This window comes from Micromonospora chalcea (assembly GCF_002926165.1).
In the GTDB taxonomy this organism is placed as follows: Bacteria; Actinomycetota; Actinomycetes; order Mycobacteriales; family Micromonosporaceae; genus Micromonospora; species Micromonospora chalcea.
The window spans coordinates 71,345-93,702 of sequence record NZ_MAGP01000067.1 but is presented as its reverse complement, the minus strand read 5'-3'; the positions used below and the strand labels follow the sequence as shown (position 1 = coordinate 93,702).

22 protein-coding genes, 1 tRNA gene and 1 pseudogene are annotated in these 22,358 nt (G+C 71.9%); 11 read left to right on the top strand and 13 right to left on the bottom strand.

What is annotated here, in order from left to right; all coding sequences use genetic code 11:
* Positions 1 to 59: 59 nt before the first annotated feature.
* Positions 60 to 911 carry a universal stress protein gene (locus BAW75_RS07480; protein ID WP_420914989.1) on the bottom strand — a complete coding sequence of 284 codons (852 nt, stop codon included), beginning with the start codon at positions 909 to 911 and terminating at the stop codon, positions 60 to 62.
* Between the two features lie 131 nt (positions 912 to 1,042).
* On the opposite strand from BAW75_RS07480, the gene BAW75_RS07475 reads away from it, so the two are divergent.
* Both BAW75_RS07475 and BAW75_RS07470 read left to right on the top strand, forming a co-directional pair.
* Positions 1,043 to 1,501, top strand: a complete 459-nt coding sequence (locus BAW75_RS07475) for a MarR family winged helix-turn-helix transcriptional regulator (RefSeq protein ID WP_043329234.1) — start codon at positions 1,043 to 1,045, stop codon at positions 1,499 to 1,501.
* 74 nt (positions 1,502 to 1,575) lie between these two features.
* On the top strand, positions 1,576 to 3,003 hold the full coding sequence (locus BAW75_RS07470) for an MFS transporter (protein ID WP_104113044.1): 1,428 nt from the start codon (positions 1,576 to 1,578) through the stop codon (positions 3,001 to 3,003).
* A 1-nt stretch (position 3,004) separates the two neighbouring features.
* On the opposite strand, the gene BAW75_RS07465 is transcribed toward BAW75_RS07470, so the two are convergent.
* Complete coding sequence (locus tag BAW75_RS07465; protein WP_104113043.1) at positions 3,005 to 3,802, bottom strand: alpha/beta fold hydrolase; 798 nt, start codon at positions 3,800 to 3,802, stop codon at positions 3,005 to 3,007.
* Between the two features lie 52 nt (positions 3,803 to 3,854).
* Positions 3,855 to 4,439 carry a helix-turn-helix domain-containing protein gene (locus tag BAW75_RS07460; RefSeq protein WP_064448246.1) on the bottom strand — a complete coding sequence of 195 codons (585 nt, stop codon included), beginning with the start codon at positions 4,437 to 4,439 and terminating at the stop codon, positions 3,855 to 3,857.
* 79 nt (positions 4,440 to 4,518) lie between these two features.
* Here BAW75_RS07460 and BAW75_RS07455 point away from each other — a divergent pair, with 79 nt between their 5' ends.
* The 4 genes from BAW75_RS07455 (at position 4,519) to BAW75_RS07440 (ending at position 9,953) form a co-directional block, all read left to right on the top strand.
* Positions 4,519 to 5,490 carry an NAD(P)/FAD-dependent oxidoreductase gene (locus BAW75_RS07455; RefSeq protein WP_104113042.1) on the top strand — a complete coding sequence of 324 codons (972 nt, stop codon included), beginning with the start codon at positions 4,519 to 4,521 and terminating at the stop codon, positions 5,488 to 5,490.
* A gap of 58 nt (positions 5,491 to 5,548) precedes the next feature.
* A complete protein-coding gene (locus BAW75_RS07450) occupies positions 5,549 to 7,396 on the top strand; it encodes a glycoside hydrolase family 15 protein (RefSeq protein WP_043329230.1) in 1,848 nt (615 codons plus the stop codon).
* Between the two features lie 201 nt (positions 7,397 to 7,597).
* Positions 7,598 to 9,313 carry an ATP-binding cassette domain-containing protein gene (locus BAW75_RS07445; RefSeq protein WP_244206029.1) on the top strand — a complete coding sequence of 572 codons (1,716 nt, stop codon included), beginning with the start codon at positions 7,598 to 7,600 and terminating at the stop codon, positions 9,311 to 9,313.
* A gap of 130 nt (positions 9,314 to 9,443) precedes the next feature.
* The gene (locus tag BAW75_RS07440) at positions 9,444 to 9,953 is read left to right on the top strand and encodes a DUF3592 domain-containing protein (protein WP_104113041.1); all 510 of its coding nucleotides are present in this window, start codon (positions 9,444 to 9,446) and stop codon (positions 9,951 to 9,953) included.
* A gap of 4 nt (positions 9,954 to 9,957) precedes the next feature.
* On the opposite strand, the gene BAW75_RS32785 is transcribed toward BAW75_RS07440, so the two are convergent.
* The 3 genes and pseudogenes from BAW75_RS32785 to BAW75_RS07425 form a co-directional block, all read right to left on the bottom strand.
* Complete coding sequence (locus tag BAW75_RS32785; RefSeq protein ID WP_222949147.1) at positions 9,958 to 10,143, bottom strand: hypothetical protein; 186 nt, start codon at positions 10,141 to 10,143, stop codon at positions 9,958 to 9,960.
* Positions 10,129 to 10,506: pseudogene (locus BAW75_RS33295) on the bottom strand (hypothetical protein); the annotation flags it as partial. The pseudogene BAW75_RS33295 and the gene BAW75_RS32785, both read right to left, overlap by 15 nt.
* A gap of 267 nt (positions 10,507 to 10,773) precedes the next feature.
* Positions 10,774 to 11,970 (bottom strand): helix-turn-helix domain-containing protein, encoded by a 1,197-nt coding sequence (locus BAW75_RS07425; protein ID WP_091421336.1) that lies wholly within the window; start codon positions 11,968 to 11,970, stop codon positions 10,774 to 10,776.
* Positions 11,971 to 12,103: 133 nt separating this feature from the next.
* On the opposite strand from BAW75_RS07425, the gene BAW75_RS07420 reads away from it, so the two are divergent.
* From BAW75_RS07420 to BAW75_RS32250, 5 genes are all read left to right on the top strand, one after another.
* The gene (locus BAW75_RS07420) at positions 12,104 to 12,751 is read left to right on the top strand and encodes an XRE family transcriptional regulator (RefSeq protein ID WP_370013350.1); all 648 of its coding nucleotides are present in this window, start codon (positions 12,104 to 12,106) and stop codon (positions 12,749 to 12,751) included.
* A gap of 108 nt (positions 12,752 to 12,859) precedes the next feature.
* The gene (locus BAW75_RS07415; protein WP_225980410.1) at positions 12,860 to 13,417 is read left to right on the top strand and encodes a hypothetical protein; all 558 of its coding nucleotides are present in this window, start codon (positions 12,860 to 12,862) and stop codon (positions 13,415 to 13,417) included.
* A 63-nt stretch (positions 13,418 to 13,480) separates the two neighbouring features.
* Entirely contained in the window at positions 13,481 to 13,966 is a 486-nt protein-coding gene (locus BAW75_RS07410; protein WP_091421339.1) for a hypothetical protein, read from the top strand.
* Between the two features lie 173 nt (positions 13,967 to 14,139).
* A complete protein-coding gene (locus BAW75_RS07405; RefSeq protein ID WP_139135458.1) occupies positions 14,140 to 14,688 on the top strand; it encodes a hypothetical protein in 549 nt (182 codons plus the stop codon).
* Between the two features lie 473 nt (positions 14,689 to 15,161).
* Positions 15,162 to 15,611 carry a hypothetical protein gene (locus tag BAW75_RS32250; protein WP_139135459.1) on the top strand — a complete coding sequence of 150 codons (450 nt, stop codon included), beginning with the start codon at positions 15,162 to 15,164 and terminating at the stop codon, positions 15,609 to 15,611.
* A 175-nt stretch (positions 15,612 to 15,786) separates the two neighbouring features.
* On the opposite strand, the gene BAW75_RS07395 is transcribed toward BAW75_RS32250, so the two are convergent.
* The 7 genes from BAW75_RS07395 to BAW75_RS07360 all read right to left on the bottom strand — a co-directional run bounded on the left by BAW75_RS07395 (position 15,787) and on the right by BAW75_RS07360 (position 22,242).
* Positions 15,787 to 16,902 carry an FUSC family protein gene (locus BAW75_RS07395; RefSeq protein WP_223201351.1) on the bottom strand — a complete coding sequence of 372 codons (1,116 nt, stop codon included), beginning with the start codon at positions 16,900 to 16,902 and terminating at the stop codon, positions 15,787 to 15,789.
* Positions 16,903 to 17,188: 286 nt separating this feature from the next.
* Positions 17,189 to 17,260 (bottom strand) — tRNA-Val (locus BAW75_RS07390).
* A gap of 82 nt (positions 17,261 to 17,342) precedes the next feature.
* Complete coding sequence (locus tag BAW75_RS07385) at positions 17,343 to 17,810, bottom strand: peroxiredoxin (protein WP_043329219.1); 468 nt, start codon at positions 17,808 to 17,810, stop codon at positions 17,343 to 17,345.
* An 8-nt stretch (positions 17,811 to 17,818) separates the two neighbouring features.
* Positions 17,819 to 18,253: a DUF3052 domain-containing protein gene (locus tag BAW75_RS07380; RefSeq protein ID WP_013287823.1), complete on the bottom strand. Its 435-nt coding sequence runs from the start codon at positions 18,251 to 18,253 to the stop codon at positions 17,819 to 17,821.
* Positions 18,254 to 18,363: 110 nt separating this feature from the next.
* Positions 18,364 to 21,246, bottom strand: a complete 2,883-nt coding sequence (locus BAW75_RS07375) for a transketolase C-terminal domain-containing protein (protein ID WP_244206028.1) — start codon at positions 21,244 to 21,246, stop codon at positions 18,364 to 18,366.
* Positions 21,247 to 21,297: 51 nt separating this feature from the next.
* A complete protein-coding gene (locus BAW75_RS07365; RefSeq protein WP_104113040.1) occupies positions 21,298 to 21,780 on the bottom strand; it encodes a MarR family winged helix-turn-helix transcriptional regulator in 483 nt (160 codons plus the stop codon).
* 57 nt (positions 21,781 to 21,837) lie between these two features.
* Positions 21,838 to 22,242, bottom strand: coding sequence for a secondary thiamine-phosphate synthase enzyme YjbQ (locus BAW75_RS07360; RefSeq protein WP_197494962.1), 405 nt, complete (start codon positions 22,240 to 22,242; stop codon positions 21,838 to 21,840).
* Positions 22,243 to 22,358 lie beyond the last annotated feature (116 nt).

The following is a 22,358-nucleotide window of genomic DNA, read 5'->3' as shown; positions in this document are numbered from 1 at the left end:
GAGCGCCGGTGAAGGAGCGGGTGCCTCCCCGGCCGGGGAGGCACCCGTGCGCCGCCGGGTTACTCCGCTTCGCGGACCGGGCTCTGCGGCACCACCATCACCGGCCGGTGGGCGCGGTGCAGGGTGGCCATGGCGACGCTGCCGAGCAGGATCTTGCGCATCGCCGTGCGTCCGCGCGAGCCGACCACCACCGCGCTCGCCTTGTGCTCGGTGGCGACTGCGGAGAGCGCCTCGGCCACCGCGCGTCCCGGGGCGCCGCGTCCGGCGCTGACCCGCACGACGGTGACCGATCCGCCGGCCGTCTCCGGGGTGGGCGTCTCCCCCTCGTCGCCGTCGACGGCGACCAGGACGACGTCCCGCTCGGGGAAGAGGCGCCGGGTGGCGTCGAGCGCCGCCTCGGCCCCGGTGGAGGCGTCCCAGCCGACCACCACCGGGCCGGCGGCGAGCGCGTCGTGCTCGTCGGTGAGCAGCGGGTGCGGCACCACCAGGACGGGCCGCGGGCTGTAGTGCACGGCCATGTCCGAGACGCTGCCGAGCACGGCCCGGGCGCCGCCCAGCCCGCGCGAGCCGAGCAGCAGCACGTCGGTCTGCTTCTCGTCGGCCAGCTCGGCGAGCCGGAGCCCCTCACCGCCGTAGCTGCGGCACACGAGCGGCTCGGCGTCCCAGCCGGCGGCGCGGGCCAGCATCACGCCGACGGAGGTGAGCCGGTCGGCTTCCCGGCCGCCCTCGCGCTCGATCGCCTCCACGAACGCGTTGATGTTGCGCTTGCCGGTCCAGAGCCGCTTGCGCAGTTCCTCGCTGGCGAACGGAGGCGTCCACAGATGCCCGATCCATGCGTGCGCGCCGGGGAACAGCAACGCGCCCGCCTCGATGGCGGCGCTCGCGGCCGGAGACCCGTCGTAACCCACCATCACTTGCCTGCCGTGCACGTCGCTCACCGCACCGAACCTCTCCTGCCGACGACATCTCACAAGATCGTATCCGCGGTCCGACCGGGTCCGCGCCGGATCATCCGCCACGAACCCATCGGTACGCTGGGCGGATGAGCACCCCGGACCTGTCGTACCTGCTCGACCACACCAGTCATGTGCTGCGCACCCGGGTGGCGGCGGCCCTGGCCGAGATCGGGCTGACCGCGCGGATGCACTGCGTGCTCGCGCACGCGCTGCCCGAGGAGCGTACGCAGATCCAGCTCGCCGAGATGGGCGACATGGACAAGACGACGATGGTGGTGACGGTGGACGCGCTGGAGCAGGCCGGGCTGGCGGTGCGGCGTCCGTCGCGTACCGACCGGCGGGCCCGGATCATCGCGGTCACCGAGGAGGGCGCCCGGGTGGCCGCGCGCAGCCAGGAGATCGTCGACCGGGTGCACGCCGAGGCGCTGGCGAGCCTGCCGGCGGACGAGCGGGCGGTCTTCCTGCGCGCGCTGGAACGCCTGGCCGCCGGCCATTTGGCCACGCCGGTGCAGAGCCCGAAGCCGGCCCGCCGAGCTCGCCAATAGTCCCTCAATAGATTGTCTGTAACGGAACTATCCGTTACGGTCTTTCCTGTCGCACCTCTCGACAGGAGGACTCCATGTCCGCTCCCCGCTCGCTGCGGCTCGCCCTCGGCGTGCTCGCCACCAGCGCCCTGATGACCATCCTCGACGGCAGCATCGTCACCGTGGCGATGCCGGCCATCCAGCGCGACCTGCGCTTCTCCCCGGCCGGCCTGAGCTGGGTGGTGAACGCGTACCTGATCGCGTTCGGCAGCCTGCTCCTGCTCGCCGGCCGCCTGGGCGACCTGGTCGGACGCCGGGCGATGTTCCTCGGCGGCACCGCGCTGTTCACCGCCGCCTCGGTGCTGGCCGGGGTGGCGGCGAACAGCGCCACGCTCGTCGCGGCCCGCTTCCTCCAGGGTGTCGGCAGCGCGGCGGCGGTCGCGGTGAGCCTCGGCATCCTGGTCACGCTCTTTCCCGACGCCGCCGAGCGGGGCCGGGCGATCGCCGTGTTCGCCTTCACCGGCGCGGCCGGGGCGGCCATCGGCCAGGTCGCCGGCGGCCTGCTCACCGACGCGCTGGGCTGGCACTGGATCTTCCTGATCAACCTGCCGATCGGCCTGGCCACGATCGCGATCGCGGTCCGTAAGGTGCCCGCCGACCGGGGCCTCGGCCTGGCCGCCGGGGCCGACGTGGCGGGCGCGCTGCTGGTCACCGCCGGACTGGTGCTCGGCATCTACACGGTGGTCACTATCGAGCGGTACGGGGCGACGTCGGCGCGTACGCTCGGCCTCGGCGCGCTCGCCGTCGCGCTGGTCGCCGGGTTCGTCGTCCGGCAGGCGACCGCACGCCGCCCGCTCATGCCGCTGCGGATCCTGCGCTCGCGCGGCGTGGCGGTGGCGAACGTGGTCCAGATCCTCACCGTGGCGTCGACGTTCGCGTTCCAGGTGCTCGTCACGCTCTACCTCCAGCAGGTGCTCGGCTACGACGCCACAGGCACCGGGCTGGCCCTGCTCCCGGCGGCAGTCGTCATCGGCGCGGTGTCGCTGGGCGTCTCCGCCCGGCTCAACGCCCGGTTCGGCGAGCGGGCGGTGCTGCTGGCCGGGCTCGTCCTGCTCGTCGCCATGTTCGTGCTGCTGGCCCGCGTACCGGTGGACGGCCGCTACCTGCCCGACGTGCTCCCGGTGATGCTGCTCGCCGGCGGGTTCGGGCTGGTGCTGCCGGCGCTGACCGCGCTCGGCATGTCCGCCGCCCGCCCCGACGACGCCGGTCTCGCCTCCGGGCTGTTCAACACCACCCAGCAGCTCGGCATGGCGTTCGGCGTAGCGGTGCTGTCCACGCTGGCCGCCGCCCGTACCGCGGACCGGGTCGCGCTCGGCGACGACCGGGCCGCCGCGCTGACCAGTGGGTTCCACCTGGCGTTCGCGATCGGCGCCGGGCTGCTCGTGGTCGCCGTCGGGCTCGCGTACGCGCTGCTGCGCCCGCGCACGACGGCGGGCGCGGACACCCCGGCGCTGGTGGGCTGAGTCAGCCCGGGGCGCGCGCCGGATGGGTGAGGAACGGCAGCACCGCCGCCGGCAGCGCGGGCGAGGTCAGCACGTCGTAGTGGGTCAGCCCGGGCAGCACCGCTAGCCGGGACGCGGGGCGGCCGGTTCCGTCGCCGCCCGCGTCCCGGTGGCCGCCGCCGAGCAGGCCGAAGAACTCCGCCGCGTGGCTCACCGGGATCTCGTCCGCGTCGGCGAAGACCAGCAGCACCGGCATCGGCAGCGCGGCCACCTCGGCGGACCAGTCGTAGTCCCGCCGCAGCAGCTCGCCGCCGCGGGCCCAGAGCGCCTGCCAGTCCTGCGGGCGGGGCGCCACCCGCGCGTACCGCTCGTGGAGCGGGGTGCCGCGCATCCGTTGCGCGACGCGCTCGTCGTGGGCGGACATCGCGGCGAGCGTCTCCGGGTACCAGCCGCGCCGCCGGAACGGCGTGGAGACCAGCACCAGGCGCCGGACCAGGTCGGGGTGCTGGATCGCGGTACGCAGGGCCACCCCGCCGCCGAGGGAGTAGCCGAGCACGTCGGCCCGGGGCAGGCCGAGGTGACGCAGCAGCCCGGCGACGTCGTCGGCCATCGACTCGTACCGCAGCGGCCGGTCCACGTCGGCGGTGCGGCCGTGGCCCTGCAGGTCGACGGCGATCAGCCGCCGGCGCGTGGCCAGCGCCGGGCGGACCGGCGCGAACGTCTCCGTCGAGCCGTACTCGCCGTGCAGCAGGACCAACGGCTTGCCGGCCCCGTGCTCCTCGTACCAGATCCGCAGTCCGCCGACCTCCGCATAGCTCACCCGCCGATCGTCGCGCCGCCGATGCCGCCGCGGGCGTGTTTGCCGTCGCCGCTCAGCTCGACGCGCGGGGGCGGGCCCGCAGGTGGGCGCGTTCGCCCTGGCTGCCGAAGAGGCTGAGGAACTCCACCCCCTCGCTGTCGGCACGCCCGAACCAGTGCGGTACGCGGGTGTCGAACTCGGCCGCCTCACCGGGGACCATCACCAGGTCGTGCTCGCCGAGCACGAGCCGCAGCCGCCCGTTGAGCACGTACACCCACTCGTACCCCTCGTGGGTCTTCGGCTCGGGCTCGGACCGGCCGCCGGCCGGGATGATCAGCTTGTACGCCTGGATGCCGCCGGCGCGGCGGGTGAGCGGCAGCATGGTCATCCCGAACGCGGCGACCGGCCGCAGGTGGACGCGCGGGTCGCCGGTGGGCGGGGCGCCGACCAGCTCGTCCAGCGTCACGCCGTGCGCGCGGGCGAGCGGGAGCAGCAGTTCGAGGGTGGGCTTGCGGCCGCCGGACTCCAGCCGGGACAGCGTGCTCACCGAGATGCCGGTGGCGGCGGAGAGATCGGTGAGCGTGGTCTCCCGCTCACGCCGCAGCGCGCGCAGCCGGGGACCGACCGCGTCGAGGGCCTGGTCGAGGTCGACATCCATGCCCCCAGTTTGCCACATCAGCAAGAGAGTTTGCGGTTCTGCGCTTCCCCGCCGCAGTCTGGTCGCGGAGGTGGTCACGATGACCGAGAACTACGAGGTACTGGTGATCGGCGGCGGCGCGGCCGGGCTGAGCGGCGCGCTGATGCTGGCCCGGGCACGCCGGTCGGTGCTCGTGGTGGACGGCGGCGAACCGCGCAACGCGCCCGCCGACGGCGTGCACGCGCTGCTGGGCCACGACGGCGTACCGCCGGCCGAACTGCTGGCGCGCGGCCGGGACGAGGTCCGCGGCTACGGCGGGCACCTGGCCGAGGGCCGGGTCGAGGCGGTACGCCGCGACGGCGACGGCTTCGAGGTGACGCTCGCCGACGGCCGGCGGGTACGCGCCGGTCATGTGCTGGTCGCCACCGGCCTGGTCGACGAGCTGCCCGAGGTGCCGGGCCTGCGCGAGCGCTGGGGCCGGGACCTGGTGCACTGCCCGTACTGCCACGGCTGGGAGGTGCGGGACCGGCCGATCGGGGTGATCGGCAGCGGCCCGATGTCGGTGCACCAGACGCTGCTGTTCCGGCAGTGGAGCGACGACGTGGTCTACCTGCGGCACACCGCGCCGCCGCCGGGCGACGAGCAGGCCGAGCAGCTCGCCGCCCGCGGCGTGCCGGTGGTCGAGGGCGAGGTCGCGGCCGTCGAGACGGCCGGGGACCGGGTGACCGGGGTACGCCTGCGCGACGGCCGCACCGTCGACCGGGAGGTGCTGACCGTCGCGCCCCGGATGGTCGCGCGCACCGGGTTCCTGGCCGGACTGGGCCTGCGCCCGCAACCGCACCCCAGCGGGATGGGCGAGTACCTGCCGGCCGACGAGTCGGGGCGTACCGAGGTGCCCGGGGTGTGGGTCGCGGGCAACGTGACCGACCTGTCGGCGCAGGTCGGGGCCGCTGCCGCGGCTGGTGCCCGGACCGCGGCGATGATCAACGCGGAACTGGTGAACGAGGAGACCCGCCGGGCGGTCGAGGCGCGGCGTGACGCGCGAGGGTGGGTGACCACGAATCCCCTCTAACCTGACAATTCTTCCCCTAGGTTGAGTCGGAGAGGGCAGTCGGAACCTGGGGGGCGACGTGAAGAGCTATCCGGCGATCGAGGATCACGGGCTCATCGGCGACCTCCAGACCGCAGCGCTGGTGACCTGTGACGGGACGATCGACTGGTTCTGCGCGCCGCGCTTCGACTCGCCCAGCGTCTTCTGCGCGTTGCTGGACAAGGACAAGGGCGGCTTCTTCCAGATCGCCCCGCACGACGTCCGGTACGTCACGAAGCAGCTCTACCTCCCCGGCACGCCAATCCTGATCACCCGGTTCATCAGCGCGGACGGCGTCGCCGAGGTGATGGACTTCATGCCGGTGACCGGCGAGCGGGTCACCGACTCGCACCGCATCGTGCGCATGGTCAACATGGTGCGCGGCAGCATGCGGTTCCGGGTGGAGTGCCGGCCGCGCTTCGACTTCGCCCGGGAGAGCCATGAGCTGGAGCGACACCGCAACGGCTACCTGTTCCGGAGCCGGTCGGCGACGCTCGCGTTCAACCCGATCGATCCGGTGCGGCAGCTCTGGGCCAAGACCGGCGAGATCCGCATGGAGGACGGCGACCTGATCGCCTACGGCACGTTGCAGGAGGGCGACACCGGCGGGGTGGTCCTGGAGACCGGCATCGACGAGCCCAGGATCATCCCGCCGGAAGAGGTCCAGGGCATGTTCGAGTGGACCCGGGACTACTGGCGGCGCTGGGTCGAGCGCTCCCGCTACACCGGGCGCTGGCGGGAGATGGTCGAGCGCTCGGCCATCACGCTCAAGCTCATGACGTACGCGCCGACCGGCGCGATGATCGCCGCGCCGACCGCCGCGCTGCCCGAGCTGGTCGGCGGCTCCCGCAACTGGGACTACCGCTACACCTGGGTACGCGACACCTCGTTCTCCGTGCACGCGCTGCTCGGCCTCGGGTTCACCGAGGAGGTCAGCCGGTACATGGACTGGCTGGACGAGCGCATCCGCGAGGCCGGCGACCACCAGGACCCACTGAAGATCATGTACCGGGTGGACGGGTCCTCGGACCTGCACGAGGAGGTGCTCGACCACCTGGAGGGCTACCGCGGCTCCCGTCCGGTGCGGATCGGCAACGGCGCCGCCGACCAGCTCCAGCTCGACATCCACGGCGAGGCGCTCTACGCCATGCACCTCGCCGACGAGCAGGGCATCCGGGTGTCGCACCAGGTGTGGAAGAGCACCGTGCGGCTGATCGACTGGCTCTGCCACAACTGGGACCAGCGCGACGCCGGCATCTGGGAGAGCCGCCACCACCCCCGCAACTACACGTTCGGCCGGGTGATGTCGTGGGTGGCGCTGGACCGCGCCATCCGGCTGGCCACCCGCACCGGCCGGCCCGGCGACATGCACTGCTGGACCGAACAACGCAACCGGATCTACAACCAGGTCATGGCCCGCGGTTTCCACCGGGAACGCGGCAGCTTCGTGCAGGCGTACGACGAGAACGTGCTCGACGCCGCCCTGCTCTACATGCCGGCGGTCGGCTTCGTCACGCCCACCGACCCGCTGTGGCTGTCCACCCTCGAGTCGATCGAGCGGGACCTGGTCTCGGACAGCCTGGTCCACCGGTACGACCCGGTCCACTCCCCCGACGGGCTCCCCGGTCACGAGGGCACGTTCAACATGTGCACGTTCTGGTACGTCGAGGCGCTGGCCCGCTCCGGCCGGCTGGACGACGCCCGGCTCACCCTGGAGAAGATGTTCACCTTCAGCAACCACCTCGGGCTCTACGCCGAGGAGATCGCCTCCACCGGTGAGCAGATCGGCAACTATCCGCAGGCGTTCAGCCACCTCGCCCTGATCAACTCGGCGCTGGCGGTGAACGACCTGCTCGACGCCGAGGCCTCCGCCCGCCTCCGCCGGTAACTCCGGTGATCTCCGGCCCGGAGCCGGGTACTGTTTACCGCATGAGGTTCTTCGCCGCTGTCATGAAGCCCTGGTCCCTCCGCTGACGGCGGCAGGGTGACCGGCTTCTTCTGACGTACCAGCTCTGCTCCGCCGTCCCGGCGTTCCCGCCGGGCGGTGTCCTCGCGCTGCCCGGCTCCACGACGAGCCGAAGAGCGGACTGTGCACAACCTCGACAACATTCCTTCCTTCCCATCCACCTCGGGCGGTTCGCTGCCCGCCGGGCACCGGGCGCACGTGCGGGCCGACGGCGTCCGCGTCGTACTCGGCGGCCGGGTCGTGCTGTCCGACGTCAGCGTGACCGTCTCCGCCGGTTCCCGCCTGGCGGTCGTCGGCGAGAACGGCCGCGGCAAGACCACGCTGCTGCACGTGCTGGCCGGCCTCATCGCTCCCGACCAGGGCGTGGTGGAACGGCTGGGCACGATCGGCGTCGCCCGGCAGAACCTGGAGTCGCGCCACGGCGAGACCGTGGGCACGCTCGTCCGGGAGGCGATCCGGGAGTCCGAACGCGCGCTGCGGGCGTTCGACGAGGCCGCGATCGCGCTCACCGAGGGCCGGGCGGGCGCGGACGACGCGTACGCCGCCGCCCTGGACGCGGCGACCCGGCTGGACGCCTGGGACGCGCAGCGGATCGTCGACGTGGCGCTGGCCGGCCTCGACGCCTGCCCGGACCGGGACCGGGAACTGGCCACGCTGTCCGTCGGCCAGCGCTACCGGGTCCGGCTGGCATGCCTGCTGGGAGCGCGGGTGGACCTGCTGATGCTGGACGAGCCGACCAACCACCTCGACGCGGACAGCCTGGCCTTCCTCACCGCCAGGCTACGCGACCACCCGGGCGGCGTCGTGCTGGTGACCCACGACCGCGCCCTGCTGCGGGACGTCGCCACGGAGTTCCTGGACCTCGACCCCAGCGCGGACGGGCGCCCGCGCCGCTACGCCGGGGACTACGCCGCCTGGCAGGACGGGCGCCGCCGCGACTTCGCGCACTGGGTACGCGACCACGAGGCGCAGCAGGCCGAGCACCAGCGGCTGGCCGACGGGGTACGGGAGGCGCGGGACCGCCTCAGCACCGGCTGGCGGCCGGAGAAGGGACACGGCAAGCACCAGCGCCAGTCCCGCGCGCCCGGACTGGTCCAGGCGCTGCGCCGCCGGCAGGAGGCGCTCGACGCGCACCGCGTCACCGTGCCGGAGCCACCGCAGCCGCTGCGCTGGCCACCGCTGGACACCCGTCCCGGACTGCCGACCCTGCGCTGCCACGACGTGACGGTGGCCGGGCGCCTGCGTACCCCGGTCACGCTCACGCTCGACGGCGGGGACCGCCTGCTGGTGACCGGACCCAACGGCGCGGGCAAGTCGACGCTGCTCTCCGCGCTGGCCGGTGACCTCACGCCGTCGACCGGGGAGGTCCGGCACCTGTCCGGCGCGCGCGTCGCGTACCTCGGTCAGGAGGTGCCCGACTGGCCACCGGCGCTGCTCGCCCACGACCTGTACGAGCAGCACGTGGGCCGGTTGCGCTCCGCCGGGCGCGTCGGCTCCGGCACGGCCCTGCCGCTGAGCGCGACGAACCTGCTCGACGCCGAGGCCCGGCGTACCCCCGTCGGCCGGATGTCGCACGGACAGCAACGGCGGCTGAACCTGGCGCTGCGCCTGGCCGAACGTCCCGACCTGCTGATCCTCGACGAACCCACCAACCACCTGTCGGCGCCGCTGGTCGACGACCTCACCGCCGCCCTGCTGACGACGAGGGCCGCGGTGGTCGTCGCCACCCACGACCGGCAGATGCTCCACGACCTGGCGGCGTGGCCCACGCTGTCGCTCACCGCCCCGGCGGCGCCAGGCCGTTCTGTCACGGAGGGTGATGCCCGGCCGGAAGACTGAGTGCTTCGAGCGATATGACTGAGAGGTATATTTATGCCTCTCAGTCATATCAACTTCTCGTCACCTATACCCCGGGCTGGGCGCGCTGGCTACCGTGGATGTCCGGGGCAGTCGGCGAAGGAGCGGCGGGATGTCTGTCGACGGAGCGGGCGCCGGCCCCGTCAGCCGCCCCTCGCGCTACGAGGAGGTCGTCCTCGGCCTGCTACGGGGCGAGGGGGCGACCGTGCTGACAGCCGGTCTCTGGCTGCTCGTCACGTCCCTGTTCACCGCGCTGTTCCTGACCTTCGCCGGGTGGCAGGTGTGGGAGAACCGCATGCTGGAGACCAGGGGCCGGATCGGCGACGCCCAGGTGGTGCGCGCCAACTACGAAGGGCGCGGCAAGTCCCTGAACGTCGTCTACCTGTCGGGGCCGGTGGGCACGACGGCGATCCTGGAGAACCCGGTGCACCGGCCGGCCGCGGGCGACGTGATAGCGGTCCGGTACGACCCCCGGCACCCCACCCACCTGCGGGAAGCGGACGCGCCGATCTGGCGGTGGCCGGACTTCCTGGTGACCGTGCCGCCCGCGGTGGCGGGCTGCCTCGTCGTACCGGCCGAGTGGATGCGGTTCCGGCGGCGGCTGCGGGAGCGACGACTCTGAGCAGTCACCGCCCCTGCGGACCCGCCTCCCGGGTCCACCCGACGAAGCGGCGGTGCAGCGCGCCGGCAGGCGCCCAGGGCATGTCCTCGGAGGCTTGCACGAGGTAGGCGCCGAGATACAGAGCCAGTGACACCGGCGCGCCGGCGTACTCCGCCCGCAGCTCACGCCTGCGAGTGCGCGCACCCTCCAGGAACCGCGCGGTGATCGCCCGCGCCTGCCGACTCGTCGCCCATTCCGCCTGCCAGCACGGGTACGGCGTGAGCCGTGCCCACCACGCCCGGCACCCGGCACACATGCCGTCGAGTCCCCGCACGTGTACCGCGAGGATCATCTCCTCCGGCCCGGCGATCACTTGTCGCTCGCCTGTGGCCAGTGACCACGATTGATCGGAAGCCGATGCCGCGAATGACAGGGCAGGTCGGCTCCGCACCGGCAGACCCGTCTCCACCGCCGCCAGCACCACACCGGCCGATGCCGCCGGGCGAACGTCAACGCGGCGGCGGACAGGTAAGCGTCGTACGAGACGCGGCGCTCCCGCGAGGCGTCGCCGTCCGGGGACCGTTGCCCGCCTCGCGCCTGGTCCAGCAAACGACGTCTGGCGATCTCCTGCTCCATCGCCTGGATGCGCTCGCCGAAGCCGGACACCGTCGACGGCGGAAGGTACCGACCGACGAGCCGTCGCAGGAGCCCAATGGTCACCGTCATCTGTCCGGCCCTCCGTGGTGAGGGCACGGAGGACACCTGCTGATGTGCCTATCCGCGCCCGGTGGAGATCCAGCGTCACGCCGAGCGCGTCCACGATCCAGGAGGTGACTGTCCGCTAACCAGGTGTGCTGTCCGCTGTCGATCGGCGGGTGGGGGCGTACTCGACGCACAGGTCACGCAACATCGCGGCCTCCGGCACGCCCGACTGCTCCACCTTCGCGAGCAGTTCCGCGGCTCGCCACCAGTTCGACGGCACCACCCGCCCGGACGCCACCGCCTGCGCCCCGAGCGCAACCGCCTCATCCGGCTGGTCGGCGGCGACCAGGGCAAGTCCGAGGTCGAGACGCGCCGACGCGGAACGGCGAGGACGCGCTCCCCCATCACCGTGCGGGTCCAGATCGGTCAGTACCGCCCGCGCCACCTGCTCGGCAGCCGGGTCACCGGCCCACGCCAACGTCGTGGCCATATAGGCGGCGGCCTTCGCGGGATCGTAGCGGTAGTGATGCTCGGCCCGTTCCGGAACGGGCAGATTCGCCGTCAACCGCTCCACCCGCTCCAGCGCTCGCCGGGTGGCGGCCACATCACCGATCCGCGCCCACGCGCGAGCTTCCTGGGCAGTCGCCTGAATCCTGGCCGAGCTGCCTTTCGGCGCGACCCGCTGTGCTTGATGAGACAGATCGAGTGCCGTCCGGTAGTCACCTTGCGTCAACACGTCCCAGGCCCGGGTCTCCAGACACCACGCCTGGATCTCCGCATGCTCGGCGTGTTCGGCAAGCTCACGAGCAGCACGCAGATGGGCAGCCGCCGCACCGCGCTGCCGCAGGTCGATGTGAACGGTGGCCCGCAGCACCGCCAACCAACCGCCCGCAACCAACAGCCGACGCTGCTGAGCAAGCGTGACCCGTCCGTCCAGCAGCCGCACCACATAGGCCAGATGTCGCCGCACCAGCGGCAACAGATCCGCCGGCGCCATAGTCGGATAGGAGGTGGCGAGGTCGTCGACGCCCTGCTCGATCCGTTCGAGCACCTCACCGCTGACATCACTGGCGGCAACCCTCGCCCGCAACTCGCCCGCCTCGGCCGCATGGTCGATCGGCGCATCGACCAGCCGAGCAAGCACACCTCCGGCGTCGAGAATCCGGTCCAAGTGGCGCGCCGTGTCGACAGTCGGAGCCTTGAGCCCTGCTTCCAGCTCGTGCAGATGGCTCTTGCTTCGATGGGCGAGCTGCCCGAGGGACCGAAGCGACAGACCACGCCGCTCCCGAAACTCGCGCAGAGCTGCCCCGAAGCGCGGATCGACGGAGGAAGCCATAGCCCAGCTCCAAGCTCAAGAGGCCCGGCGAACTCACCCGGCCGCCATTCTGTCGACCGTACCCCGAAACGCCGCTCGTCGATGACCTACGAGCCACGCACCAACGGTGACACCACTGCGACACAGCGCTATCGTGTCGCTCATGGCCGCTCCCGACACGGCCCTGGGCGCCCTCCATGACGGGATGCGCATGAGCCAGGACGACTTCGCACGCGCGCTGGAGGTCGTCACCGGCCTGCCCATCTCACTGCTCGGCTTCGCCGCGGTGCCCGGTGGGCACGTGGCCGACGACCAACAGGGTGGCCACGACCTGGCCTCACCCGTGTCGAACCTGGCCACGCCGACGCCGGCTGCCGAGCCCAGCACGGCGCACAGGTCGTACGAGGGCGTGTGGCTCAGCCGCTACCAGTACTACTCCAGCGGCCGGGAGGAGTCCTTCGCCGGACAACACTTCGTCGTCCTGCTGCAGCACGGTGACAGGCTGACCGCGCGCAGCCTGCCCGGATCGGCGTCCTCGTCTCTGTCGCTGGACCTGACCGTGGACGGTGCCGTTGTCACCGGCACCTGGGTGGAGCAGACCGACCCGGCCGGCTACTACCGGGGTGCCCACTATCACGGAGCGATCCAGCTTCTGGCCGAGCCGCCGGGCCGACGGTTGGCCGGGAAGTGGGTCGGGTTCGGCAAGGACATGGATGTGAACACCGGCCCGTGGGAGCTTGTCTTCCGCGACGCGTCGACCTCGAAGGCGACGCTGGACCGGTACAACACCTCAGCGACATAGCGCCGTGGCCTTGTTCTGGCGCCGACTACTCTGCACTCGGGGTTCAACACGGCACGGCGTCCGGATCCAGCGAAACGCCCGGTGCCCCCGACACAACAGGAGAGCGCTGTGACAATCCGCGCCACGGGCCACCCACTGACCCGACTGGAAGCCGCCCAGGCGCAGGCGGAGCACGTACTCGGTCCTCGCAAGGCGAAGCGGATCGCGACGTTCGGCAACGGCGGCCTGTACGTCCGGGCCGGCACCGGGGCACAGATCATGGCCTGGCTCGTCGACTTCACGGTGTTCCTGTTCGGTGTCGGGGCGGGCGTCGTCGCCCTGGCCCTGGTGGACCGCGCGGTCACCCTGTCCGACAACCTCGCCGCCGGGGCGAGCCTCTCGTTGCTCGTGGTGGTGCCGCTGCTCTACGGCCTCTGCTACGGCAACGGCCGGGCGCTCGGCGCGCTGCTCACCGGCACCCAACTCGTACGAGCCCGGGACGGCGGCCGGATCGGCCTCAAGGCGTGCTGGGCCATGCTGGTCCGGACGCTGTTGATGCCGGTGCTGGTCGTCGTGCTGGTGGTGACCGCGTTCAGTACCGGATCCTCAGACGCGCCCGGTTCGCTCGTGCGGACCACCATCGATCCGGGTGCCACCCGGCGGCTCCACGACGCGGGCATTCGCTGACCCGTCGCGCAATCGCGTCCCCATGGGCGGACACGGCCCCGCGTACCGCCTAGCCTCTCGGGGATGGAGCGACTGCGCGACCTTGCCGTCCGGCTGGCGATGGACGAGCCGGTCGGCGACGACCTGGCGATGGCAGCCGCGCATGCTCTGGCCCGTGGTGTCGACTCGCCGAGCCTGCGTGAGCTCGCCGGTCTGTCGAAGGGCCAGTCCCGGGAAGCCGTCGACCTGTTCCGGCAGGCGATGGAGGAACTCGGCTCGCCGGTCCCGGACGAGAGCGGCGCCCGGCTGCACCTCATGCGGGCGGCAGCGGCGAGCATCATCGACGGAGAGGGCGATCCCGAGGACCTGGCGCACGAGATCTACTGGCAGTCGTCCTACTTTCCCTCGGAAAAGCTGCGCGAGGTGGGCTACCGCTTCCTGCACCTGTACGCCGATTGCGGCGCAGCGCCGGATCGGACGGAGGAGGCGGTGGCGGCCATGAAGGAGGCGGCGCGGTCGTTCCTGCACGACCATCTATCACCTCCTCGTCCGTCAACTCGGGCTGGTTGAAGAACATCAGGGTGATGACGTCCGGGCAGCGCAGGATCCGCAGCCCGAAGGGTACGGCTCCAAGCCTGATCTCCAGCCATCCGCCGCTCGCCGGGCCTCTTGCTATCGGCGTTGCTGTCACCCCAAGAGCGATGTGCCCCTGACGCCAGATCAGCTTGTGTATGGTCCGCCGAGTGATCATCAAGAGGGCCAACCGCCGGCGAGGGTCGACGTCTCGATGGCCGCTGTTCGCACCGGCCGTCGCGGTCGGCCTACTGGTGCTCGGGTTGACGCTCAACGCCGTAACAGTCCTCTATGACCTCACGCACTGGGACGTCGTGTACCACGTGTCGCCGGAGGAGGCAGCGAACCGGAACGGGCTTGCCGACCTGAGGGCCGAGGTCGTCGGCCGGCTGACGGTGGTCCTGTCCGGTCTCGCTATGGCCGGCCTGCTCCTGTCGCTGGTGGGTCTCGTGCGAGGCAGAGCGTGGGCACATACGATGACCTGCATCCTGACCATTCCAATGGCCCTCTGCTGCGGCCAGGCGTTCATCGCAAATCGGGGCTCGTTCGCCGGAAGCCCTGACAACCCGAACGCGCCTCAGCACACCTCGGCACCGAGCGGGATCCGCCTCGCTGACTCGCTGGGGCCACCGTTACTCGTGGGAGCAGCGATCGTCGTCCTGATTCTGCTGTTCCTACCTGCCATCTACCGGCGGTTCCACCCGACGAAAACGACGTAGTAAGAGCGTTTCCGCTTGATCAACAGCGGCGCAGCCACCAGGGGTCGTGACCGGGCGTTTGAGGATCGTGATGGGTACGCCTCAACAGAGCGTCGTCCAGGCGGTCGACAACGGCTCGAAGCTCTCGGCTGGCATGGCTTGGCAGCGAGACGATTGCCTCTTCCAAGCGCAGTCGTGCCCAGGCTTCGCCACAGCAGGAACAGGCGAACTCCGCTTCCCACGGCTTCCACCGAAGCCGGCTGCCGTACGCATGCGCGCCCCAGATCCTGACGGCGGCGGCCACCGTGCCCGGGAGCCACCGCCGCCCTTCCACCAGACGGATGGCAGCGTTCGCGGGACCGGAGAGTCCAGGAACATCCCGATAACGGGCCCACGGGCTTCGCGTGATGCGCACGCGGCGGCGAAGTGATCGGGGCTGCGGCTGCCTACGAGGCACTGCCCCTTCGGTAGAGAATCACACCTCAGATCCTCGCATGAAGGTCAACAGGGCGCAGGTCGGTCGCCCCGAACCCATCGACGTCAGAAATGGCGGGGTCGCGCAGTTCTCGAACGAGGACCAGTGCCCTGCCCCACGATGCATCGTCCAGTTCCACAGCCCCGGAGGGTACGGCTCCGAGCCTGATCTCCGGCGGCTCATTCGTTGTCGAGGCGCCCTGGAACCAGCCTTGACCGGCTGCCTCACAGTGGGGGCAGGCATCTCACCCAGGGAGGTCGAAGTGCGCTGGCTCAGCGTTCTGATCATCATCGCGGCGGCCGTCGCTGCGGTCGCACTGTGGCGCCATAGCCGGAAGACACCAGTCGACGGCGGCCAGGTGCGTGACCTCCAGGCATCCGCCGAGGCCCGCCGCAGGCTCGACGACCATCGGAACCGGACGGACGGCGGCAACACCGGCAGCGGTGGCGTCGGTGGCTGGAGCGCCTGACCTCATTGCAGGTCGTCAACGGGCTACTCGTGCTGTCACCGCACCGGCGGTTTGGCTGGCGTGAGCGGCGGGTGCGGCCGGTTCGGAGCTGCGAGCTGTCGCTTGCTCTCCCGTGTCGTCCGCCGCTAGTCGCGGCTGCGGCTTCCGCAACGCGGCAAGAACACCTGTTGTTGAATCAGCTCGAGTCGGCGGCCAACCCCGCCTGCTGATTTGCCTCTGCCTTTGGCAGTCCGGACGCTTGAAGCACGTCGCTGATGGCAAGGCGCAGCCGGGAAATGAGGACCATCTCGCAGAATCCGATCTCTTCGGCGCAGGCCTGGTTGACCTCCTCGATGGCCTGTTGCGCCCGCGCGCGTGCAAGGTCGGGCTCTCGGCCGGCGACGAAATCGCGATGCAGCAGCCGCACCGCTTGGCCGAGGTGCTCGATCGACGCTGAGAGGCCGGCGGGTACGGGTTCACGCAGCCGTACCGCCGATACGACCCAGTGCGCCAATTCGCGGCTGTTGGAGTAGGCGGATTGGAGGTGCTCGGAGGCGCGCTGATACCGGCGCAGGATGCCCAATCGTCGCCACCGCCAGGGTGAGAGAAGCGCGATCTCCCCCGCCGCGGCGACCATCTCGATCGTCTTGTCTCTTTCCTGCTCTACCGCGATCAGGCGCTGCAAGGCGTCGTCGGCCTGTTGAACCTCACGCCGATCCAACGCCTCGGCGACAGCCGTGAGAGCACGGGCGAAAACATCCAGCGACGGACCGGCAGAGCGGTGCACGACGCGCACAGGGTTGGCCGGCAGGATCAGCAACGCCACGGCGATGGCCGTCGCGCCCCCGATCAACGCGTTGACCGTCCGCGCCACAGCCAGGTGGGATTGCTGCGCAGTCAGCGTCCCCAGCAGCACCGCGGTGCTTCCTGCGTGCACCATCACGGCGCCGCCCCCGCGAATCACGGCTACCGACGAGATCGCGAATGCCACGATCACGGCGATCTGTATCGGCCCCGTCCCGATGGCGAAGATGATCAACTGCCCGGCCGCCACCCCGAGGATCACCCCGGCGATGAGTTCCGCCGCTCGCCTGATCCGATTGCCGAGGGCTGCTGCGACCGTGCCGATCGAGGCGGCTGGGGCGAACAACGCCTGTGGATTGTGCAGCACGTCGCTGGCGATGAACCAGGACAATCCAGCGGCCACACCCGCCTGAACAGCGATTATGGAGTACGTGCGAAGCCGCTCGAAAGCTTCCCGGCCTTCTCGTTGCACCATCTCTGGCCGCAAACCCGGGTCCACGGTAGCCACGTCTCACCTCCGAGGAGCAGTGCAGGCGAGGGTTACGTCTGCGGCAACCGCTCGGGGGAGGTAGCGGTCCTGCGAGGTGTGGCCTGGCAGCGTAATGCAGCGCCGGCCCGGTAGGGCATTCCCGCAGGCGCGGAAGCGCTTCCTGGTCAGAGGCCACAGGCTCATTCTCCCGGACCCCAGCCGCCCTGGTCCCGGCATCAATGGCAACGGATCTAACACGTGGAGCCCGTCGAGTCACCGCCCCGGGGAGTGATCTTCTCGGGACGGTTCCCGCTGATGTGAAAGGTGGGCGCGGCAGGTTTCGAACCTGCGACCCCTCGCTTGTAAGGCGAGTGCTCTCCCACTGAGCTACGCGCCCGGAACGCCCGTACGGCGGGCCGGAGCGGCCAGCTTACCTGCCCGCCTCCGGCCCGGTCGAACGACGTACCTGGGTGTGGGACTCAGGCAGCGGCGGCCTCGGCCAGCGCCTTGCGCCAGCCCTGCTGATCGCGCGCCTCGCCGGGCATGTTCATCTCCGCGAAGCGGACCACGCCGGCCTTGTCGATGACGAAGGTGCCCCGGTTGGCGATGCCCGCGACGTCGTTGAAGACGCCGTACGCCTGGGCGACCGCGCCGTGCGGCCAGAAGTCGGCGAGCAGCGGGAACTGGAAGCCCTCCTGCTCGGCCCAGATCTTGTGGGCGTACACGGAGTCGACGCTGACGGTCAGCACCTGGACGTCGTCGTTGGCGTACTCGTCGAGGTTGTCCCGCACCTCGGACAGCTCGCCCTGGCAGACGCCGGTGAACGCGAGCGGGTAGAAGACGAGCAGCACGGTCTTGCGGCCACGGAAGTCGGCGAGCCGTACCTCCTGGTTGTTCTGGTCCTTGAGCAGGAAGTCGGGCGCTTCGGCGCCAACCTCGACGGGCATGTGCGCTCCTACTTCTTGCTCTTGGAGCCGCGCCGCATGACCAGGCGGGCTCCGCTCCAGTCGCGGCCGGCGTTGATGGTGGAGGTCTGCTGGAGGCCGGCGGTCTGCGCGCTCTCCGCGACCTCGCTCGGCTCGACGTGGCCGTCGCGGCCGGCCTTCGGGGTCAGGAGCCAGACCACGCCGTTGTCGGCGAGCGGCCCGAGGGCGTCCACGAGGAGCTCGAAGAGGTCACCGTCGCCGTCGCGGTGCCAGACCAGAACCGCGTCGACCACCTCGTCGGTGTCCTCGTCGACGAGTTCCCCACAGCGGTCGGTCAGGGCGTCCCGGAGATCGGTGTCGACGTCGTCGTCGTAGCCCATCTCCATGACGACCATGCCCGGCTCGATACCGAACCGGTCCGCCAGGCTGCGTACCCCGTCGGCCTGGCCAGCGGTCGCGCTCACTGTCGCGTGCCTCCTCATCTATCCCTGCTCGTGGCGTCGGGTGACACCGTCGGGCCCAGTCCACACAGTTGCGGCTCGCCGCGCAAGTGGCGCACCGGGTGGAACGGAATTTACCGTGCCAGCAGCGTACGGGCACCCTGGGTGATGGCTTCCTCGGAGACCAGAACCTGACGAGCGGCCGGACCTAATGGTACAAACGAGTCAAGTCCGGCCACACGGCGCGCGGCGCCGACGTACCCGGTGTCGACGAGCGCGGACACCACGCCCTCGCCCACCCCGCCGGAGCGTCGCGTCTCGTCCACCACCAGCACCCGGCCGGTCGCCGAGGCCTCCCGGATGATGTCGGCCACCGGCAGCGGGGCCAGCCAGCGCAGATCCACCACCCGGCTGCCCACGCCCTCCGCGGCGAGGGTGGCCGCCGCGCGCAGCGACATCCGCACCCCGCTACCGAAGGTGATGATGGTGAGGTCCTCGGCCGAGCCGATCCCGTAGACGCGGGCCCGCCCGATCGGCACGTGCCGGTCCGCCCAGGCGCCCGGCTCGGCGTACTCGGCCGTCCACTCGCCGTCGCCGTCGGCGTAGAGGTCACGGGCGTCATAGAGCGCGGCCGGCTCCAGGAAGACGCAGACGCTGCCGTCCACCCGGGCCGCGGCCAGGCACGTACGCAGCATCGGCGCGGCGTCGTCCGGCCGCGCCGGCACGGCGACCACGAGCCCCGGCACGTCCCGCAGCACCGCCACCGAGTTGTCGTTGCGCGCGTGGCCGCCGAGCCCGTCCTCACCCGCCAGGGCGGCCACCCGCACCACCATCGGGTTGCGGAACGCGCCCCGGGAGAAGAACCGCATGGTGGCCGCCTCGCCGCGCAGCTGATCCTCGGCGCTGTGCAGATACGCCAGATATTGGATCTCCGGCACCGGCAGCATCCCGGCCAGGCCGGCACCCAGCCCGAGCCCGAGGATCGAGGTCTCGTCCCGTGGCGTGTCGAACACCCGGGCCGCCCCGAACCGGTCCCGCAGCCCCTCGGTCACCCCGTGCGCCCCGCCGCCGGCGGCCACGTCCCGGCCGAACACCGCCATCCGAGGGTGGTCGAGCATGCCGTCGGCGAGCGCCGCGTTGATGCTCTGCGCCAGCGTCAGCGGCCCGGTCAGCTCCGGCGGTTTGCCGCCGAACGCCTCCGCCCGCGCCCCGGCGCCCGGCCCGGCCGCCCGCTCCGCCGCCTCGGCCACCGCCCGGGCCACCCGGACCGGCCGCCGCGGCGCAAGCTCCCGCACGACGTCGACAGCGGACGCCAGTTTCGGCTCGTCCAGCGCCTCCTCGGCGATGCGGCGCAGCTGCCAGCCCCGCTCGTCGTACCGGCTGAGCAGCTCCTCGCCCCCGGCGTACCCGGAGGTGACCAGCAGCCGCGCGGTGGCCAGCAGCGGGTCGCGGGCCGCGTCGCCCTGGCCCATCAACCGGACCGCGCCCAGGTGCAGCACGGCGGGCCGGCGGTGCCGGCGCACCCAGGCCGCCGCCTCCGCCGCCACCCGGTAGCTCTCGGCCACGTCCGTGCCGTCGGCCGCGAAGTAGCGGATGCCGGGCCGGGACCGCAGCGTCGTCGCCACCCACCCGTCGGCGGAGCCACCGCTGTCCTCGCACACGAACAGCACCGGGATACGCAGGCCGGTGTGGTCGTACCAGCCGGCGGTGTTGAGCGCGGCGGTCACCGTGGCGTGGTTGACCGAGGCGTCGCCGAAGGAGCAGACCACCACGGCGTCGGCGGGCCAGGCCGCCACCTCCGGCTCACCGTCCGCGGGCCGGGCGCCCCGGCCCAGCCTCTCCAGCGCCAGCCCCAGGCCGACCGCGCGGGGCAGGTGCGAGCCGGCGTTCGCGGCGGTCGGCACGACCGCGAGGTCGGCGCGGCCGAAGAGCTTCTGCCGGCCGCCGGCGGCCGGTTCCTCCACGGACGCGACAATGCCGCGCAGCACGTCGCGCGCCGCCGCCGCGAACGCGTCGTCGGGCGCGGGCTGTGGCAGATCGGGTACGCCGACAGTCGCGTCACCGTCCGCGTCCACCACGATCGCGGGCGCTCCCGCAGGAAGGCTGCCCGCCTCACCCGCCGCCCCCGGCCGTTCGAGATCTTGGTACGAAACGGCCCCCATAGGGGCACTTTCGTTCCAAGATCTCTCCGGTTCCCGGAGGGTGGAACGTTGCTCCTGGGAGGTGGAATTGATGTGCGCATCCTGGCCGGTGCCGCGCTGGGCGGGCAGGTCGTGCGATTCGTGCACGGCGGCCGGCAGGGCCGGGGCGGCCGCCGGGTCCGGGATGACAGCAGACGGAGCGGGGGCGACAGCCGAGGAGGCGGGGGTGGCCCGCTGCGCGGAGGATGCGGCCGGCTCGTCGGGCGAGACGCCGCTCGAGGTGCCGGGGACGGCACCGGACGAGCCGTGGACCTCGGCGCGGGCAGCGGTGCCGGGCGAGCCGTCGGCGGCGGGCGAGCCGTCAACGGCGCTGCCGGGCGAGCCGGCGGCAGCCGGCGGAGCAGCACTGGGCGAGCCGTCGACGACGGTGCCGGGACCAGCATCGGGCGAGGCGTCCACGGCGGCGTCGGGATCGGCCGCCGGGGCGGGTGTCGGCGGGACGGCCGGCGGCGGGGCGGTGGGGAAGGCGCCGGCGGCCTGGGCGGCGCGCAGGCAGTAGAACGCCCCGGAACGGTGGTGCAGCAGCGCGGGGTCGGTCGGCCGCAGCGCGGCGGCCACGGCGGCGTTGCCCTCGTGCCCCGCCGACTCGATGGTGTGGTACCCCTCACCGAAGCCGTGCAGCCACTGCCCGGCCAGGTCGAGCAGCCGGCTGGTCAGTTGCGCGTCGAACAGGGCCAGCGCCTGCGCCCCGGTCAGCGGCCCGCCGTCGGGCAGTCGCTCGCCCAGGTCGCGCCGCTTCTCGGGCGCCCCGAGCGCGGCCAGTTCGGCCCGGAGCCGGTCGTCGAGATCGTGCGGGGTGGTCACGTCGGACAGCATTACCGACTCGGGCCCGCCGCGCCCAGTCGGACACGTTCCGCCCGGCGTGGCTCAGACCTCGCCGCACTCCTCCGGACAGCCGCCGTCGGAGACCTTGAAGACGAGTTCACGTAGCGCGGCCAGTTCGGCGGTGCTCAGGTCGTCGAGCAGCCGGGGGTCGGACATGACGTGGGCGACCCGCTCGCGGACCTCCCGGCCGCGCTCGGTGACCACGAGCGCCTTCTGCCGCCGGTCGGCCGGGTCGGTGCGTCGTTCCACCAGCCCGGCCCGCTCCAGCCGGGCGGCCAGGCCGGTGACGTTCGACCTGTCGCAGCCGAGCTGCTCGGCGAGGTCGCGGGCCGGCAGCGGGCGGTCCGGGTCCAGTTGGTGCAGCGCGCGGGCGGCCGCCGGAGTGAGCCCCAGGTCGGCGAACGCCTCGTCCTGGTGGTGGCGCAGCGCGGCGGCGACGTGCAGGATCCGGCGCACGGTGTCCCCGGCCAGGCCCGGCCGGTCACCCGGACCGGGCTGCTCAGCGGAGACAGTGGAGTGCGCCATCAGTCGATTGTACGTGACCAGTCAACAATTGACGTACTCCACTATCTGCGCCGCCGTTCACCCGGGCAGGAACGAGAAGCGCACCTGGCGGTCGGGGTTGTCGCCGTTGGTGTCGACCAGGCAGATCGACTGCCAGGTGCCGAGCTGGATCCGCCCGTCGAGCACCGGCAGTGTCGCGTACGGCGGCACGAACGCCGGCAGCACGTGGTCGCGTCCGTGCCCGGGCGAGCCGTGCCGGTGCCGCCACCTGTCGTCGGTGGGAAGCAGGTCGTCCAAGGCCCGCAGCAGGTCGTCGTCGGATCCGGCGCCGGTCTCGATGATCGCCAGCCCGGCGGTGGCGTGCGGGACAAAGACGTGCAGCAGGCCGTCGCCGGCGCCGGACACGAACCGTTCGGCCTCGCTCGTGATGTCCCGGACGGTCGGCCGGGAGCCGGTCCGGACGGTGATCACCTCACTGCGCATACGGCGCATTCTGCCGCAGTGCCCGGTTCCCCGCCCCGCCCGCCGATAGCGCATCCGGTGATCGCGCAAAGTTACTGATGGGTACCTGTGTTCAGCGTCGCGTCTGAGGGTGGGAG

Bases quoted from the DNA above. Each gene is read 5' to 3' on its own strand.
- BAW75_RS07480 (WP_420914989.1), bottom strand. From the start codon at position 911: ATGGTGGGTTACGACGGGTCTCCGGCCGCGAGCGCCGCCATCGAGGCG.
- BAW75_RS07475 (WP_043329234.1), top strand. From the start codon at position 1,043: ATGAGCACCCCGGACCTGTCGTACCTGCTCGACCACACCAGTCATGTG.
- BAW75_RS07470 (WP_104113044.1), top strand. From the start codon at position 1,576: ATGTCCGCTCCCCGCTCGCTGCGGCTCGCCCTCGGCGTGCTCGCCACC.
- BAW75_RS07460 (WP_064448246.1), bottom strand. From the start codon at position 4,439: ATGGATGTCGACCTCGACCAGGCCCTCGACGCGGTCGGTCCCCGGCTG.
- BAW75_RS07455 (WP_104113042.1), top strand. From the start codon at position 4,519: ATGACCGAGAACTACGAGGTACTGGTGATCGGCGGCGGCGCGGCCGGG.
- BAW75_RS07440 (WP_104113041.1), top strand. From the start codon at position 9,444: ATGTCTGTCGACGGAGCGGGCGCCGGCCCCGTCAGCCGCCCCTCGCGC.
- BAW75_RS07425 (WP_091421336.1), bottom strand. From the start codon at position 11,970: ATGGCTTCCTCCGTCGATCCGCGCTTCGGGGCAGCTCTGCGCGAGTTT.
- BAW75_RS07410 (WP_091421339.1), top strand. From the start codon at position 13,481: ATGGAGCGACTGCGCGACCTTGCCGTCCGGCTGGCGATGGACGAGCCG.
- BAW75_RS32250 (WP_139135459.1), top strand. From the start codon at position 15,162: ATGAAGGTCAACAGGGCGCAGGTCGGTCGCCCCGAACCCATCGACGTC.
- BAW75_RS07385 (WP_043329219.1), bottom strand. From the start codon at position 17,810: ATGCCCGTCGAGGTTGGCGCCGAAGCGCCCGACTTCCTGCTCAAGGAC.
- BAW75_RS07375 (WP_244206028.1), bottom strand. From the start codon at position 21,246: ATGCTGTCCGACGTGACCACCCCGCACGATCTCGACGACCGGCTCCGG.
- BAW75_RS07365 (WP_104113040.1), bottom strand. From the start codon at position 21,780: ATGGCGCACTCCACTGTCTCCGCTGAGCAGCCCGGTCCGGGTGACCGG.
- BAW75_RS07360 (WP_197494962.1), bottom strand. From the start codon at position 22,242: ATGCGCAGTGAGGTGATCACCGTCCGGACCGGCTCCCGGCCGACCGTC.